This is a genomic window from Vibrio marisflavi CECT 7928 (genome assembly GCF_921294215.1).
GTDB lineage: Bacteria > Pseudomonadota > Gammaproteobacteria > Enterobacterales > Vibrionaceae > Vibrio > Vibrio marisflavi.
In genome coordinates this window covers 2,689,877-2,706,275 of the sequence record NZ_CAKLDM010000002.1, presented here as the reverse complement: position 1 = coordinate 2,706,275, position 16,399 = coordinate 2,689,877, and the positions used below count along the sequence as shown (strand labels likewise).

At 43.8% G+C, this 16,399-nt stretch carries 11 protein-coding genes; 3 read left to right on the top strand and 8 right to left on the bottom strand.

The genetic code is table 11. From position 1 onward, the window contains the following. Positions 1-35 precede the first annotated feature (35 nt). Together L7A31_RS19160 and kdgK are read right to left on the bottom strand one after the other, a co-directional pair. Positions 36-659: a bifunctional 4-hydroxy-2-oxoglutarate aldolase/2-dehydro-3-deoxy-phosphogluconate aldolase gene (locus L7A31_RS19160; RefSeq protein ID WP_237363352.1), complete on the bottom strand. Its 624-nt coding sequence runs from the start codon at positions 657-659 to the stop codon at positions 36-38. A gap of 10 nt (positions 660-669) precedes the next feature. Beyond that, positions 670-1,599, bottom strand: a complete 930-nt coding sequence (gene kdgK / locus L7A31_RS19155) for a 2-dehydro-3-deoxygluconokinase (protein WP_237363351.1) — start codon at positions 1,597-1,599, stop codon at positions 670-672. A gap of 239 nt (positions 1,600-1,838) precedes the next feature. Between kdgK and kdgR the strand changes: the two genes are divergently transcribed. Next, on the top strand, positions 1,839-2,621 hold the full coding sequence (kdgR, locus tag L7A31_RS19150) for a DNA-binding transcriptional regulator KdgR (RefSeq protein ID WP_237363350.1): 783 nt from the start codon (positions 1,839-1,841) through the stop codon (positions 2,619-2,621). Positions 2,622-3,082: 461 nt separating this feature from the next. Then, positions 3,083-4,975, top strand: a complete 1,893-nt coding sequence (locus L7A31_RS19145; protein WP_237363349.1) for an FAD-dependent oxidoreductase — start codon at positions 3,083-3,085, stop codon at positions 4,973-4,975. 66 nt (positions 4,976-5,041) lie between these two features. Here L7A31_RS19145 and amt read toward each other — a convergent pair whose 3' ends face one another. The 5 genes from amt to glnA all read right to left on the bottom strand — a co-directional run bounded on the left by amt (position 5,042) and on the right by glnA (position 12,946). Next, a complete protein-coding gene (gene amt / locus L7A31_RS19140) occupies positions 5,042-7,309 on the bottom strand; it encodes an ammonium transporter (protein WP_237363348.1) in 2,268 nt (755 codons plus the stop codon). Positions 7,310-7,547: 238 nt separating this feature from the next. Then, on the bottom strand, positions 7,548-8,552 hold the full coding sequence (gene add / locus L7A31_RS19135; RefSeq protein ID WP_237363347.1) for an adenosine deaminase: 1,005 nt from the start codon (positions 8,550-8,552) through the stop codon (positions 7,548-7,550). Between the two features lie 181 nt (positions 8,553-8,733). Beyond that, entirely contained in the window at positions 8,734-10,137 is a 1,404-nt protein-coding gene (gene glnG / locus L7A31_RS19130; RefSeq protein WP_237363346.1) for a nitrogen regulation protein NR(I), read from the bottom strand. Between the two features lie 39 nt (positions 10,138-10,176). Further along, positions 10,177-11,175, bottom strand: coding sequence for a nitrogen regulation protein NR(II) (gene glnL, locus L7A31_RS19125; RefSeq protein ID WP_237363609.1), 999 nt, complete (start codon positions 11,173-11,175; stop codon positions 10,177-10,179). Between the two features lie 361 nt (positions 11,176-11,536). Then, positions 11,537-12,946, bottom strand: coding sequence for a glutamate--ammonia ligase (gene glnA / locus L7A31_RS19120; protein WP_237363345.1), 1,410 nt, complete (start codon positions 12,944-12,946; stop codon positions 11,537-11,539). A 490-nt stretch (positions 12,947-13,436) separates the two neighbouring features. Between glnA and typA the strand changes: the two genes are divergently transcribed. Beyond that, entirely contained in the window at positions 13,437-15,266 is a 1,830-nt protein-coding gene (gene typA, locus L7A31_RS19115) for a translational GTPase TypA (protein ID WP_237363344.1), read from the top strand. Positions 15,267-15,329: 63 nt separating this feature from the next. Here typA and L7A31_RS19110 read toward each other — a convergent pair whose 3' ends face one another. After that, complete coding sequence (locus L7A31_RS19110) at positions 15,330-16,190, bottom strand: hypothetical protein (RefSeq protein WP_237363343.1); 861 nt, start codon at positions 16,188-16,190, stop codon at positions 15,330-15,332. Positions 16,191-16,399 lie beyond the last annotated feature (209 nt).

Sequence of the window (16,399 nt, the reverse complement as noted above, 5' to 3'; positions counted from 1 at the left end):
AAGTAGGACTTAGGTATAAAAACGGGAAAGTGGAGTTAAGCGATGATATTTGCTACTTGCTTTACAAGTGCAGCTAGCTCATCCCAGTCTTCATTTTCAATTAAATCATTGGGCACCATCCATGTACCACCGCAGGCTACGACTGACTCCACTGACAGGTAATCTTTAACGTTTGATGGTTTAACACCACCAGTTGGCATGAATTGTACTGGATAAACTGCCGATAGTGCCTTAAGCATGGATACGCCACCAGAAGGCTCTGCTGGGAAAAACTTGAGAGTCTTTAAGCCCATTTCCATCGCTTGTTCTACAAGGCTTGGGTTGTTTACTCCCGGAACAATTTGTACGTTGCGTTGCTGGCAGTACTTTACAGTGGTTGGATTAAAGCCTGGGCTAACAATAAAATCGACGCCAGCGTTGATCGCCTCATCTACCTGTTTCGAGTTTAAAACAGTGCCAGCACCAATAAGCATATCTGGATAGGCTTCTCTCATATTCGCGATTGCTTGAGCTGCCTGCTCAGTTCTAAATGTTACCTCGGCGCATGGTAGACCATTTTCAATTAAAACCTGTGCGAGTTTCACAGCCTTGTTGGCATCTTCGATAGCAATAACAGGTACAACTTTAATATCTTGTAATTGTTGTTCTAAGGCTTTCATGTTTACTTCCTTAAAGGTCAGGCATAGCGTTTTGAGGAATAATTGCTCCCCGATACTGAATAACGGTTCCAGCCAAACTGTGGCCAGATTTGGCGGAGTCTTCACAGCTCCCACCAATAAGTCTTTTTGCTAGATAACCAGCGCTAAATGAGTCACCCGCTGCAGTCGTGTCCACAACCTTGTTTACAGCTTGAGTGGCAATAAGGTACTCATTGTCTTGTTCCACAACGATACAGGCGTCAGCACCACGCTTAATCACTATCTCTCGTACACCAAGCTGCTTTGTTCTTTCGATAGCTTGGTTTTCATGCTCATCTTGCCAGAGCATTACTTCATCATCGAAAGTGAGAAAAGCGATATCCGTTAACGATAGGATCTTGCCGTACCACAGCTGAGCTTCATTGATGCTAGTCCAGAGTGTTGAGCGATAGTTGTTATCAAAAGCTACTTTAACCCCATCTTTACGACATAGTTTTAAGCTTTCAATGAGCTTCTCTCGGCAGTCTTCAGGCAGAATAGCCAGACTAATACCCGTTAGATAAACTAAGCCATGATTAGACAATGCACGTGCGATTGCTTCAGTAGTCGTATCTCTCAGCCAGAACTTCGCAGCGGAGTCATCTCGCCAGTAGTAGAATGAGCGCTCACCATCATCAGCAGTCTCTATCGCATAGATCCCAGGTAGCTTGGTGTCGGATAGATAAACCATGTCTGTATTTATCTGCTCGCTATTCCATTGCGCTATCATGTCGCGACTAAAAGGGTCATGCCCCATGCCAGTTACGTATGAGGTTTCAATACCTTTAGTGCTGGTCAATCGAGACAAATACAAAGCAGTATTCAGTGTATCCCCACCAAAACTTTGTTCAACTTGGGCGTTTGACTTTCTCAGCTCAACCATACATTCGCCAATTACAGCGACTTTATTTACTGGTTCCATAATTCTTTCTCTAAGCTTTGACTCTTGGCATTATGTCACTTTGTGAACTTGTTAATCAATAAAAATAAAACAACGTTTCAAAAGATAATATTTATTTTTTGATCTAGAATCGAAATATTGGTTAGTTAAGTACGTGTAATTTGGTTTTCTTATATCTAGGAAGGAATTAGCGAGTTGAATGTTTCTGTCTTGGTGGTTTATATTGGACAGAATTTTTTGTAAAACAGGTTATATCTTTTATGGCAAAGTCGACTCAGCCCGAAGCGGTTTCATCTGTCTTGAAAGTGTTCCATATACTCCAAGCATTAGGTGAGCAGAAGGAAATTGGAGTGTCTGAGCTATCACAACGTCTAATGATGTCCAAAGCGACCACCTATCGTTTTCTACAAACAATGAAAGGGTTAGGCTATGTGTCTCAGCAAGGTGAGGCTGACAAGTATTCATTAACGATAAAGTTGTTTGAGCTGGGCTCACTGTCTCTGGAATATTTGGACTTGGTTTCTATCGCAGACAAGGAAATGCGAGTCGTAGCGGAGCAAACTAACGAAGCGTTGCACTTAGGTATTATGGATGAAGGTTCCATTGTCTATGTTCACAAGATTGACTCTGGCTACAATCTGCGGATGTATTCTCGTATTGGTCGCAGAAACCCACTGTATTGCACTGCAATTGGTAAAGTTTTGCTTTCAGGTAAAAATGAAGTTGATGTGCGAAAGATATTAGAGCCGATAGAATTTATTAAGCACACAGACAAAACTATCGAAAGTACAGATCAACTTCTTGCGGAGCTTGAACAGGTAAAAGAGCAAGGATTTGCAGAAGACAACGAAGAGCAAGAGATCGGCATTCGCTGTATCGCAGTACCTGTATATGATCGGCTGGGACAAATCATCGCAAGTGCTTCAATTTCATTCCCTACCATTCGTTTTGATGAAACACAGAAACAGAGTTATGTTGCGCAGCTAAAGGCAGTCGGAAAGCAAGTTTCCGCTCAGTTGGGCTTTTATGACTATCCCGCATAGATAAAATTTAAGGCAGCTTAACTTTATGTGGGCTGCTTTTCCTTCAAATGACACGCCTATTTGATATCTATCCTTTTGACGGATTAGATTCTGCAAAACTATGCCAGTAATCATTAATTAACGTTTTGTCTTTTAAGTAATTTATCAATTACATTTTGTTGAATAGTTTTACGATCTTAATCTCGAACGGTTGATTCATATCAAGGAAAATTACGTGCTTCTTTTTTATACATAGTTTGGTTAATAACGTAATCAGCCAATGGAAAATGATTCGACCTGGTTTTTATTCGGTTAATGAATCTTATCTTGCTTGCGCTGAAATTTATCAGATTTGTGAAATTTAAAAATAATACCTAAACAGCCGAAAGGGAATGCTTTGCGGTTGTTGGGTATCGATGTCTTAAAGCCAGCAGGCCGCTCGGCCGCTTTGGTATCGCAATTAAATTTATAAGAGGCTGGAGATGGTCGAGATCACCCTTGATGGAAAAAAATGTTTAGTAGAGTCAAAGCAAAACCTGTTAGACGTGGCGAAAAGCCAAGGATTGGATATTCCATGCTTGTGTGGTGTTGATGGTTTAGGAAATGATTGTGGCCTTTGCGTGGTAGAGGTCAACGGTCAAGGTTATACGAAGGCGAGTAATGTTATTGCAACGCGAGGAATATGCGTTGTCACAGAATCCTCTTCCTTGGCAAAGCTCAGAAAACGTCGTTTGGAAGAGATTCTTTCTGCACCGAACGCAAGCTGCAGTGTGCCGCCTTGTCAGGTAGCGTGTCCGGCTAAAGTTGATATTCAGGTATATTTAGCCTACATCGCTCAAAACGAGCACCGTAAGGCGATTGAAGTTATCAAGAAAACACTGCCAATGCCTCTCTCTATTGGTCGTGTGTGTCCTGCATTTTGTGAAGCAGATTGCCATAGGGCAAAAGTAGACGAGCCAATTGCTATTCGCCATTTAAAACGTCATGCAGCGGATCTCGATTTGTCTTCATATGAAGCCTATACGCCTGAAAGCAAACCAGCTAAAGATAAAAAGATTGCGATAGTCGGTGGTGGCCCTGGTGGATTGAGTTGTGGTTATTTCCTTAGCAATGAGGGCTATCAGGTTACGGTCTTTGAATCCATGCCTAAAGCCGGTGGTTGGCTGCGCTATGGTATTCCAGAATATCGCCTTCCTAAAGCAGTCTTGGACAAAGAAATAGAGTTAATGTGCGCGAATGGTATGCAGATCCAGACCAACCAAAAACTTGGGGTGGACTTTGAGTTAAGCGATCTCAGCGCAGAATATGATGCAGTATGTTTGGCTGTGGGAGCGTCTTTGGCGAGTGAAATGCGCTATACGGGAAGTGATCTGAAAGGTTGCTATTTGGGCGTCGACTTTCTAAAAGATCAAGCAACTGAGAACCAATATTCAGTGGGTAAGAAAGTTGCGGTCATTGGTGGCGGGAACACGGCTATTGACTGCGCACGCACGGCTTTGCGCAAAGGCGCAGAGACGACACTAATATATCGTCGTACTCGCTCAGAGATGCCTGCTGAAGATTATGAAATTGAAGAAGCCGAACATGAAGGGGTTAAATTCCACTTCTTGACCAATCCGGTTGAAAATATTGCCGACGAAATGGGACGAGTGCATCAAGTAAAGCTTGAGAAAATGGCACTAGGTGAGCCAGACGCATCTGGTCGTCGCAGCCCTCAATCTACAGGAGAATACTTCACCGAAGAGTTTGATACAGTGATTGCCGCAGTTTCGCAAAAGGCTGATTTAAGCTTCGCTGAAGATGATTCTCTGCCGTTAGATATCAGCCGTTGGAATACTATCAATGTTGAAGAAGAGACCATGCACACCGGCGCAAAAAATATTTTTGCGATAGGGGATGTGAGACGCGGCCCCGCGACAGCGATAGAAGCTATCGCAGACGGTCGAGTAGCAGCAAAAGGTATCGATACCTATCTTGGTGGAGACATGGAAAAGCTTTACGTTGAATCTTTCCGAGCTCGAAACTTGGAGAGAACTCACCTGATTAATACCGATCATGTTGATAGGTTAACCAATGCCATTCGCTCAATGTCTCCGGGTAAGGGTAAAGAGCAAATCGAAGCAAACCTCAATCAACTATTGAAAAAGTTCATGCGCGTGAAAGTCTCAGAGCTTACCATAGACCAGCGCCACTTAAGTTTTGATGAAGTAGAAAAAGGCTTTAGTAACCAAGCAGCCATTGATGAAGCTAAACGTTGCTTAAGTTGTGGCTGTAACGAAGGTAATGATTGTAAGCTGCGTCGCTACTCTACTGATTATCAGGTAGACAAAAAGAATATCTCCTCTGGCCAACCGCGGGTTATTGCTATGAGTTAAAGTCTCGTCTGCCCTTTCAATCAAATCATTTAATCGAAGGGGCAGTGATTCTTGGCGTGAAAGATCTTAAATCTTGTAGTTGGATACGTTTTCGTTAAATCGGTTCGAGTCAGATTTGAGCGATTTTGAAACGTTATCAAGCTGATGACTTGATAAGATGTTTTCCTCTACATTGAGCTGAATGTGTTCTAACAGGTCGTGCGCTTGGCTAGAAAGCGTGGTTTGGCTTTTACTTGCGCTTTCAACCGCTTTGTTGAGTGTTGTGATACTGTCAATCGCATCAATCATGGAGTAGAGGGAAGACATAGCTGTACGAGAGTCTTCATAGCTATTGGTCATCTGTTTTGAGTAATCTTGCATCTCTTTCGATGACTCTCCAGCCATTTGTTGTAGCTGTTCAATTTGCTCTTGAATATCCGTTGTGGCGGCTTGAGTTCGTTGGGCTAAGTTTCTTACTTCGTCTGCAACGACTGCAAAGCCACGTCCTAGATCTCCAGCTCTTGCTGACTCAATAGCAGCATTGAGTGCCAGTAGATTAGTTTGCTCGGCAATTTGTTGTACCAAGGTGAGGATCTGGTTGATGTTATTGGTCTTTTCCGAAACTTGTAAGGCTTTCTTCGAAGCGGTGTCGAGGTCTTGGGAAAGCTGCTCGATCGAGTCCGATAAGTGCTTAATTTGGTTGACACTAGTGGTAACCTTTTCAGAGGCATCGCTGGCTTTATCTGCATTCTCAGTGGAGCTTTCAGTGATTCCTTTTGCTGAATCTAATATCTGGCACATGATCTGAGAAATATCTCTGACAGAGTCGGTTTGTTCAGCGGTTTGCCTTTTTGTTGACGAGACTACTTGGTCGAGCTTTTGCGTGTCGTTTTGCAAGGCGGCAGAAGACTTCGCCATTAGCGAAATACTGTGATGGAACCTATCCAACAGCTGATTGAAGGAGATGGCTGTTTCGCCAGCTTCGGTGGCGAGCTCAACTTCTGCCCGAGAGCGTAAATCTCCCGTAGTCACGATATTGTGCATCGTTCTCATGGTATCTAACCAAACGGTCTTTGCGCCATGCTCTACAACGTTTAAGCCTTGATCCTCTTCATCTGAAGATACTCGTAAATCATGGAAGAAACGCAGTAAATAGAAGCTCAGTAGCCCCATACCAAAGGACCAAATAAATACCGATGCTACACCTGTCAGTTGCACCATAAATTGTTCGATACGTCCACCTGCTAATAAGCTGGACTCGTTAGCAAAAAGCGCAACTGCCAGTGTGCCCCAAGCGCCACCTACGCCGTGAACCGCAATTGCTCCCACAGGATCATCAAGCTTAAAAGTTTCAACCAAGGCGACTTCCGCTGCATAGACTATGGCAGCGCCTATTACGCCAATAATGATGGCGCTATTGGGCTCAACGAAGGCGCAGCCAGCGGTGATAGCGACTAACCCGCCTAATATGCCATTTAAAGCGTGTTCTACGCGAATTAGACCTTTATTAAATAATCCAGAAATGAGAAGTGCGGTAAGTCCGCCAGAGCAGCCACTAAGAACGGTATTGACTATGATTTTGGCCATAGAGCCGTCAGCAGACAAGGTACTTCCACCATTGAAGCCAAACCAGCCAAACCAAAGAATGAACACGCCTAGTGTTGCGATAAGCAGGTTGTGCCCTGGAATATCTTGCACGCGCCCATCTTTGTCAAAGCGGCCTTTTCTGGCACCAAGAACAATTACACCAGCTAAGGCGACCCAACCACCTACAGAGTGCACGACTGTTGAGCCTGCAAAATCCATAAACCCTTTTGCTTCCAGCCAACCAGCTTCACCACCTAGTAGCGCACTTCCCCATATCCAGTGGCCACTGATTGGATAGATGACCACGCTAATTGCGACAGATATGATTAAATAGGCATTGAACTTCATGCGCTCGGCAACGGCGCCTGCCACAATAGTTGCCGCTGTTCCGACAAAAGTTGCTTGGAAGATAAAGAACGCATAGTCCATTGGCTGCTTAAAAGTAATGCCAGAATCAGTCACGCTACCAAACCATCCACCAACGGATTGGCCAAACATTAGCGCAAAGCCAATTAACCAGAAAGACAGCGCAGCAGCAGTAAAGTCACTGATATTCTTCACCGCCACATTGTAGCTATTTTTCGCGCGAATCATGCCCGACTCGAGCATGGTAAATCCCGCTTGCATGAAGAAAACAAGCCCAGTGGCAACCAGTACCCACACAACGTCGAGGTTAGTTGCAATTTGCTCGGCACTTTCGTTGGCGTAACTTGAAGTCGATAGACAAAGAAAGGTAGTAGCAATAAATCCGTTTAGCAGCCTATTCATGAGACATTTATTCCTTTAAATGTTTATCAATAGATATTAAGCATAGAACATTTCATGTTTGTTTTTTAAGCAACATAAACTCTATATCTTGATCGATAGTGCTAGCTACCTAATGCCATGAATATTGGTTTAAAAGTGAGTAAGGGTGTGGGCTGAGAATATAAGGGAATAAGTTTTTCTAGATAAAAAGCCCTAAATTAGTCAGCGATATTGCATTCAATTTAGGGCTTGAAGAGTGTTAGCCTCTAGTAGCGGCTTTTTCTCTCAATTGTTGCTTTTCCTGCTCTGATAAAAAGGCAATGTCTAAACCATTTATTTGAGCTTGTTTGATTTGCTGTTGGCTTAGACCAGCTTGAACGGCAGCAACTTCATACTCGTGAGGCAGTTCAATACCTTCAACCGCTGGGTCATCGGTATTGATGCTCGCTAGGATACCATGTTGTAAGAACTGCTTGATTGGGTGATTTTCGATTTTCGCGACAGTACTGGTCTGGAAGTTCGACGTAATGCATGACTCAATACCAATACGATTTTCTGCGAGATAATCCATTAACTTAGGGTCATGTATTGAATTTGTGCCGTGGCCTATGCGGGTTGCGCCTAGCTCTTGCATTGCAAACCATACACTTTCTGCGCCTGCCGCTTCACCAGCGTGAACGGTTACGTTTAGGCCAGAGTCTCTTACTTGTTTGAAGTGACTGGTAAAGAGTTCACCAGGTTGGCCGATTTCATCCCCTGCAAGGTCGATGGCTACAATGTTATCTTTCTGCGAGAGGATTGCATCCAGTTCAGTTTGGCAAGCTTGTTGGCCGAATGTTCGGCTTAGGATGCCGATAAGGTTTGCTTTGATGCCGAAGTCTTTGATGCCAGCCTGTACGCCGTCAATCACAGCTTCTACCACACCTTGCACCGGTAGGTTGTGCTTCATTGCCATGTAGTAAGGTGAAAAGCGAAGCTCTGCGTAGTCAATTTGAGCATTCAACGCGTCTTCGACATTTTCATAAGCCACACGTCGGCAAGCGTCTAAGTCACCTAAAACAGCGACGCCCCAGTCAAGCTTAGATAGAAAAGCAACGAGTGACGGTTCTGTTTCGACAATTTGCACATGAGGAGTTAGACCTTCTACGTCGTATGCGGGCAGTTGTACAGAAAACTTCTGGCCTAGTTCAATGATGGTTTTAGTGCGAATGTTGCCATCAAGGTGGCGGTGAATATCTGTTAGTGGAAGAGTTTTAGTTATCATAGTCATTTTCCGATTGCCCATTTCAAAACAGTATAAAAAGCTATGATAAAGGTGTCAGTAGTGAATGAAGATAATTCGCTGAATATTTGCCCGTTGCTTGCCGATAGTAACGAATTCTGTTGATGATTTTGCAATCATTGCTGCCGCCATAGCCGATAATCTATGGCGGCTTGTTGGAGAGCTAGTACAGTTCTTTCAGTTTACGGGTGAGTGTGTTTCTTCCCCAGCCAAGAACTTTTGCTGCGTCTTGCTTGTGGCCATTGGTATGATTGAGAGCTGCTTCTAGCAATATACGTTCGAATTCAGGCAGCGCAAAAGAAAGTATATCGGTTTCTCCAGAGCTCAATGCTTGAGTTGCCCAGCTAGACAACTGATCTTGCCAAGTCATCTCTGCAGCAAGCGAGTAGTTTGGTTTTTCCTCTAACAATTCAGCTGGAAGATCTCTTGGTAGAATCTCACTGCCGCTAGCCATAACCGTTAGCCAGCGACAAATATTTTCCAGCTGACGAACATTGCCAGGCCAGTTTAGCTTGTTAAGGATATCGACTGTAGTTGGGTGAAGCGCTTTCATGTCGACGCCTAGTTCTTCCGATGCCAATGCGAGAAAGTGCTGAGTGAGCTTTTCGATATCTTGCTTTCTTTCCCTTAGCGCTGGTATTTGAATTCGGATGACGTTTAGACGGTGAAACAAATCCTCACGGAAGTCGCCTTTTTGTACTAGTTTTTCCAGATCTTGGTGAGTTGCAGCAACAATCCGCACGTCTACTTTGATTGCAGAGTGGCCACCAACACGATAAAACTGCCCATCGGCCAGAACTCTTAGCAAACGTGTTTGGATATCCAGCGGCATATCACCAATTTCATCGAGAAATAGTGTTCCGCCATTGGCTTGTTCAAAGCGGCCTTGCCTAACGCTGTTTGCTCCCGTAAATGCTCCCTTCTCATGGCCAAATAGCTCAGATTCAATCAGATCTTTTGGAATGGCAGCCATATTTAAGGCAATAAATGGTTTTTTCGCACGTGGGCTATGGCGATGAAGAGCGTGTGCTACCAGCTCTTTACCTGTACCAGATTCACCGTTAATCAGCACAGAAATGGAAGAGCGAGATAATCGGCCGATAGCTCGAAATACTTCTTGCATGGCTGGTGCTTCACCAATAATTTCTGGCGTTTCTTGTGGTGAATTATCTTCAATAGACTGGCCGCGTCTTTGCTCAAAGCTATGCGATATAGCTCTTTCGACTAGTGCGAGTGTTTCGTCGATATCAAATGGTTTGGGCAAATACTCAAATGCGCCTTTTTGATACGCATTCACCGCGGCATCTAAATCGGAATGTGCCGTCATAATAATAACGGGCAGATCTGGTGAGCGATGCTGGATTTGGTTGAGTAGTTCAATGCCGTCGATGCCCGGCATTCTAATGTCTGAAACTAAAACGTCTGGTGTTTCACGTTCTAAGGCGAGCAAAACACTTTCGGCATCAGAGAATGTTTCACATTTAATATTGGCTGAAGAGAGCGTTTTTTCTATTACCCATCGGATAGAACTGTCGTCGTCTACAACCCATACATATCCTTTACTCATAATTTTGATTCCTTAATGCTAGCTCTATTTAGCATTGGGCTAAATTGGTAGGTAGATAGTAAATGTGGTTCTGCCTGGCCAGCTCTCCACGTCGATCTTACCTTTATGTTGATCAATTAAGTTCTGTGAAATTGATAGCCCCAAACCTGTTCCACCTTCTCTACCACTGACCATCGGGTAGAAAAGGGTGTCTTGTAAATCTGTTGGAATACCCGGCCCGTTATCGATAACCTCAATACGAGCGGCGAGTTTGTGCGTGTGGCCATGAATATTGGCTTGGTGCACGGTTCTAGTGCGAATGGTTATTTTGCCATTTGGTTGATTAGATAAGATCTGCCCTGCATTGCTGACAATATTGAGAAGTGCTTGTTCAATCTGATCGGTATCCATCATGATATCTGGCAGGCTAGGGTCATAATCTCGCTCAATCATCACTTGATTGCCCAATTCCAGCTCTATCAGTTGGCGAATTTTCTCCAGCACAAGATGAAGGTTCTCTTGTTTTCTTATCCCCGGCCTTTGTGGGCCAAGCAACCTGTCTACCAAGCCACGTAACCTATCGGCTTGTTCGATAATTATCTGTGTATATTCGGTTAAGCTTTGATCTGGCAACATTCTCTGCAATAGCTGCGCAGCACCTCGCAGCCCGCCAAGAGGGTTTTTAATTTCATGCGCGAGTCCTCGAACTAGCAGCTTGGCAGCTTGTTGTTGAGCATGCTGATTGAGCTCTTGGCTTAATCGACGCTGCTGGTCGATTTTTCTCATTTCAACTAACAAGAGTACTTCGCTTTCCCAGCTCACGGGGCTAACGGTTACCTCAAGCATCAATGGCTTGCCGTCTACTACAAACGTAACATCGCTATCGGTGATACTTTGGCCGCTTTGCAGGGGCTGTGAGAGAAGTGCAAGATCCATAGAAGCGTGCTGGATTAAATTGGATAAAGGCTGGTCTACGATACGTTTCGCGCTTTGTGAAAATAATTGTTCTGCAGCGGGGTTAGCATAGCGCACTTCAAGAGACTCATTTAGCATGAGCATAGCAGTGACGACATTGTTGAGTATCGTACTGTTAAGATCATCTTTCACAAACTCATCCTCTCTATTGGCTAAAAAGACGCGCTGCACCAACTTGGTGCGATGCTATTTTCAGTATGACGCATCCTTGAATAGAACCCAATCAATTTTGTCTTAAAAATGCCCAAGGTTTGGGCGCTGGTGCAGAGAAGGGAGCTTCAATGCACAGCAATGGGTAAACATAATGCAAATACCCTGCCTAACTTGATGAGTTTCTTGAGATTAACACTTTAATTTTCAATTGTTTGAGATTTATTTTGGCGGCTTATAGAAAGTAAAAGCCCACCGATAGGGTGGGCTAGTAAATATCCATTTGAATGCGGGCTTATACCGAGTAGTAAAGCTCAAACTCAACTGGGTGAGTCGTCATGTTTACACGCTCTACTTCTTGCTCTTTCAGTTCAATGTAAGAGTTGATGAAGTCATCAGAGAATACACCGCCAGCTGTTAGGAACTCACGATCTGAGTCTAGAGATTGCAGAGCTTCTTTTAGTGAGTATGCCACTGTTGGGATTTCTGCAGCTTCTTCTGCTGGAAGGTCGTATAAGTCTTTATCCATAGCATCACCTGGGTGAAGCTTGTTCTTAATACCGTCAAGACCAGCCATTAGCATTGCAGCAAAGCATAAGTATGGGTTCGCCGTTGGATCGCCAAAACGAACTTCGATACGACGCGCTTTTGGACTTGGCACCACTGGGATACGGATAGATGCAGAACGGTTACGTGCAGAGTATGCAAGCATTACAGGTGCTTCAAAGCCAGGGACTAGACGCTTGTATGAGTTTGTAGATGCGTTTGCAAATGCGTTGATTGCGCGTGCGTGCTTGATGATACCACCGATGTAGTAAAGCGCTGTTTCAGATAGGCCACCATACTTGTCGCCAGCAAATAGGTTAACACCATCTTTTGCTAGAGATTGGTGAACATGCATACCGCTGCCGTTGTCACCAACAAGTGGCTTAGGCATGAAGGTAGCCGTTTTACCAAATGCGTGAGCAACGTTGTGAACAACGTATTTATAGATTTGGATTTCATCTGCTTTGTTCGTAAGTGTGTTGAAACGAGTTGCGATTTCGTTCTGGCCTGCTGTTGCTACTTCATGGTGGTGTGCTTCAACCACAAGGCCCATCTCTTCCATCACTAGGCACATTGCAGAGCGGATATCTTGAGAGGAATCAACAGGAGCAACAGGGAAATAACCGCCTTTTACTCCTGGACGATGCCCTTTGTTACCTTCTTCGAAGTCTGCACCTGAGTTCCAAGATGCTTCAACATCGTCGACTTTGTAGAATGAACCAGACATATTCGTAGAGAATTTAACGTCATCAAACAAGAAGAACTCTGGCTCAGGACCGATCAATACAGAGTCTGCAATCCCTGTAGAACGCATGAAATCTTCTGCGCGTTTGGCGATAGAGCGAGGATCGCGATCGTAGCCTTGCATAGTTGAAGGCTCTAAAATGTCACAACGAACGTTTAGAGTGGCATCTTCAGTGAATGGGTCAAGTACCGCAGAAGAAGCATCAGGCATCATCACCATGTCTGATTCGTTGATACCTTTCCAGCCAGCAACTGAAGAACCATCGAACATCTTACCTTCTTCAAAAAAGTCAGCATCGATTTGATGAGCAGGAATAGAGATGTGCTGCTCTTTACCTTTTGTATCTGTGAAACGTAGATCGACAAACTTAACTTCGTTCTCTTGGATAAGTGAAAGAACATTTTCTACTGACATCTTGGATAACCTCCAGTGTTGTTAAAGCGGTTTAAGCCAGAATAAAGAAATCTAGCATTGATTAATGTTTCAAATGGATTAATCGATGCTGACTCCAAGTTAGCTAAAAACGTGCCAAAAAATATAGTCAATAAATTCAGTATCTTATGTGTGTTGCTTTTCTGTGGTGCGTTGTTTTGCACTGTTGTGGTGCTTTGTGCGTCCAAAATGGTGCAAAATGATGGGCTTTGCACCAAGGTGAATAGTTACTTGTATGATATTCAGCCTTTCTTTCGATTTGATGTCAATATGATTGGAGTGATATGGAAAGTGAGTTCGAATTCTGTTGACTTAGCCACGATTGACAATGAAATGTAACGTGTTAGATCACATATTTCTGGGTTTTTCGTCAAAATCTGGTACATTATGGCCGTTTTTTTAATCAAGAATGTAGACTTCAACTGATAGTCAGTAGAAAAGCTTACTTCTTTTATAAAGTGAATCGAAATCCATGGCCACTCCACAGATTGATAAGTTAAGAAATATCGCGATCATTGCCCACGTTGACCACGGCAAAACAACCTTGGTTGATAAGCTGCTACAGCAGTCAGGCACACTAGAATCTCGCGGTGAAGCTGAAGAGCGAGTCATGGACTCGAACGACATTGAAAAAGAGCGCGGTATTACTATTCTTGCGAAAAATACTGCGATTAACTGGAACGACTACCGAATCAACATCGTAGATACTCCGGGACACGCAGACTTCGGTGGTGAAGTTGAGCGTATCATGTCTATGGTCGACTCTGTGTTGCTTATTGTTGATGCTGTTGATGGTCCAATGCCACAAACACGCTTCGTGACACAAAAAGCGTTTGCACACGGCTTGAAGCCAATTGTTGTTATCAACAAGATTGACCGCCCTGGTGCACGCCCTGATTGGGTTATGGATCAAGTGTTTGACTTGTTTGATAACTTAGGTGCTTCAGATGACCAGCTTGATTTCCAAGTGGTGTACGCATCTGCACTTAATGGTTGGGCAAGCCTAGAAGAAGGTGAAGTAGGCGAGGACATGGAGCCACTATTCCAAGCGGTTGTCGATACAGTTGAACCACCAAAAGTGGACGTTGAAGGCTCGCTACAAATGCAAGTTTCTCAGCTAGACTACAGCTCATATGTAGGTGTTATTGGTGTTGCTCGTGTTACGCGTGGTACTGTTGCTCCAAACCAGCAAGTAACAATTGTGAGTGCAGATGGCAGCAAGCGTAACGGTAAAGTTGGCACTGTACTTGGTTATTTAGGCCTTGAACGCCATGAAGTTGAACAAGCGAATGCTGGTGATATTGTTGCAATTACAGGTCTTGGTGAGCTGAAGATTTCCGACACAATTTGTGACCAAAACAATGTCGAAGCAATGACTCCGCTTTCGGTTGATGAGCCTACTGTAACCATGACTTTCCAAGTCAATACTTCTCCATTTGCTGGTAAAGAAGGTAAGTACGTAACGTCACGTAACATCCTTGAACGCTTGGAAAAAGAACTAGTACACAATGTTGCGCTTCGTGTAGAGCAAACTGAAGACCCTGATAAATTCCGTGTTTCTGGTCGTGGTGAGCTTCACCTTTCTATCTTGATTGAAAATATGCGTCGAGAAGGTTTCGAGCTAGCCGTATCTCGCCCAGAAGTTATCATCAAAGAAGAAGATGGTCAGCTAATGGAACCTTATGAGACAGTTACTATTGATGTGGTAGAAGAGCATCAAGGTGGCATAATGGAAAACATTGGTCTTCGTAAAGGTGAGCTAACCGATATGGCGCCTGACGGCAAAGGCCGTGTACGTATGGACTTTATGATGCCTTCACGTGGTCTTATCGGTTTCCAAACTGAGTTCATGACCCTAACTTCAGGTTCAGGTCTGCTTTATCATACGTTTGATCACTACGGCCCACATAAAGGCGGTGAGATTGGCCAGCGTATCAATGGTGTATTGATTTCAAACGCGACGGGTAAAGCGTTGACTTATGCGCTGTTTAACCTGCAAGAGCGCGGTCGCCTATTTGCTGAGCACGCAGACGAAGTGTACGAAGGCCAAATCATTGGTATTCACAACCGCTCTAACGACCTAACAGTAAACTGCCTAAAAGGCAAGCAGCTGACTAACGTTCGTGCGTCAGGAACTGATGATGCTCAGGTTCTAACACCTGCAATCAAGTACACGTTAGAGCAAGCACTTGAGTTTATCGATGACGATGAACTAGTAGAAGTGACACCAGAAAACATCCGTATTCGTAAGAAACACCTAACGGAAAACGATCGTAAACGTGCAAGTCGCGCGGCGAAATAAAGCTGAAGAATAGAACTCTAAAAGCGAAACACCCCAAGCTTGGGGTGTTTTTGTTTGTGGAGGTTAGTTGTTGGTTGAAGCTTTCTGAGAGCAATTGCTGATATCAAATCTATCTATGCTCTGGCCGGCCCCGACCAAAATTACTCTAACCAAAGGGTCGTCCATTAACTCTTGCAAATATTTTGGATCATCTGGTGTATGGAACAAGAAAATCGGAATATTAGAAAACTGCTCTTGGATGCGAGTGGTATATTTAGGGTTTTCTGGGTTTACTCTATGTGTAGCACGGCTGGCTACAACAGTTATGTCTGAAAAGTAATATGCAATTTTGTATAGATTCACCAAATACTCAGATAATGGATTGCTAGCAGGTAGTAAATCTAGCGCGAGGATAGTTTTAAAGCCTGCTCTAGTGTACTCGCTAACCATCAACGGGTTGGAGCCTTCAATGTATACCTTCTCCTTGAGCCCTTGATTTTTGTCCATAATCACCTGAAGCCTTCTAATAGCGGCTTGGGTTTGCTCACTAGTAATACGCCCTAAATTTTTATAGTCGAGCCACCAATAATATTGATTGCCAAAATACGAGAGGAGTTGTTCAAGAGTTAGGGCATTAGGATCTTCTATTGAACCATCAGGATTGCGTACAATGCTATCATGAGTAACATAAAATACTTGAGTCTCCGGGTCATAAAAAAAATCTACTTCTGCCCCTTTAGCACCCGCAGCAAACGCCTTTTGGAAGCTTTCTATCGTATTTTCGGTACTCCGATCTGAGTATAAGCCTCTTGCCGACCATATTTTATTGCAGTTATCGTACGCATTGTTATGTGTCATCTTTTCGAGCTGAGATTCAACATATTTATTTAACCCATAGACGCCTATAGCGATGATAACTATCGCGACAAGAAAAATTTTTTTCATTCAGACACCTAAGATAGTTGAGGGTAGCTGAGAACCAATGTGACAACTATATCTTTACTGTTGAGTTAATGCTCTATTTTGTTTCTCAAACAAGAGTCTGGTCAAAACTCTCATATTCGGGCGTTGAGCTTTACTCATATTACGCGCAGTCTATTGGAAGGCTATATCCTAAATGTAGTCAATAGTTATCTACCAATTCAAACTAAAGT

Excerpts from the sequence above, each read along its gene's own strand:
- L7A31_RS19160 (WP_237363352.1), bottom strand. The coding sequence starts at position 659 with ATGAAAGCCTTAGAACAACAATTACAAGATATTAAAGTTGTACCTGTT.
- kdgK (WP_237363351.1), bottom strand. The coding sequence starts at position 1,599 with ATGGAACCAGTAAATAAAGTCGCTGTAATTGGCGAATGTATGGTTGAG.
- kdgR (WP_237363350.1), top strand. The coding sequence starts at position 1,839 with ATGGCAAAGTCGACTCAGCCCGAAGCGGTTTCATCTGTCTTGAAAGTG.
- L7A31_RS19145 (WP_237363349.1), top strand. The coding sequence starts at position 3,083 with ATGGTCGAGATCACCCTTGATGGAAAAAAATGTTTAGTAGAGTCAAAG.
- amt (WP_237363348.1), bottom strand. The coding sequence starts at position 7,309 with ATGAATAGGCTGCTAAACGGATTTATTGCTACTACCTTTCTTTGTCTA.
- add (WP_237363347.1), bottom strand. The coding sequence starts at position 8,552 with ATGATAACTAAAACTCTTCCACTAACAGATATTCACCGCCACCTTGAT.
- glnG (WP_237363346.1), bottom strand. The coding sequence starts at position 10,137 with ATGAGTAAAGGATATGTATGGGTTGTAGACGACGACAGTTCTATCCGA.
- glnL (WP_237363609.1), bottom strand. The coding sequence starts at position 11,175 with ATGCTCATGCTAAATGAGTCTCTTGAAGTGCGCTATGCTAACCCCGCT.
- glnA (WP_237363345.1), bottom strand. The coding sequence starts at position 12,946 with ATGTCAGTAGAAAATGTTCTTTCACTTATCCAAGAGAACGAAGTTAAG.
- typA (WP_237363344.1), top strand. The coding sequence starts at position 13,437 with ATGGCCACTCCACAGATTGATAAGTTAAGAAATATCGCGATCATTGCC.
- L7A31_RS19110 (WP_237363343.1), bottom strand. The coding sequence starts at position 16,190 with ATGAAAAAAATTTTTCTTGTCGCGATAGTTATCATCGCTATAGGCGTC.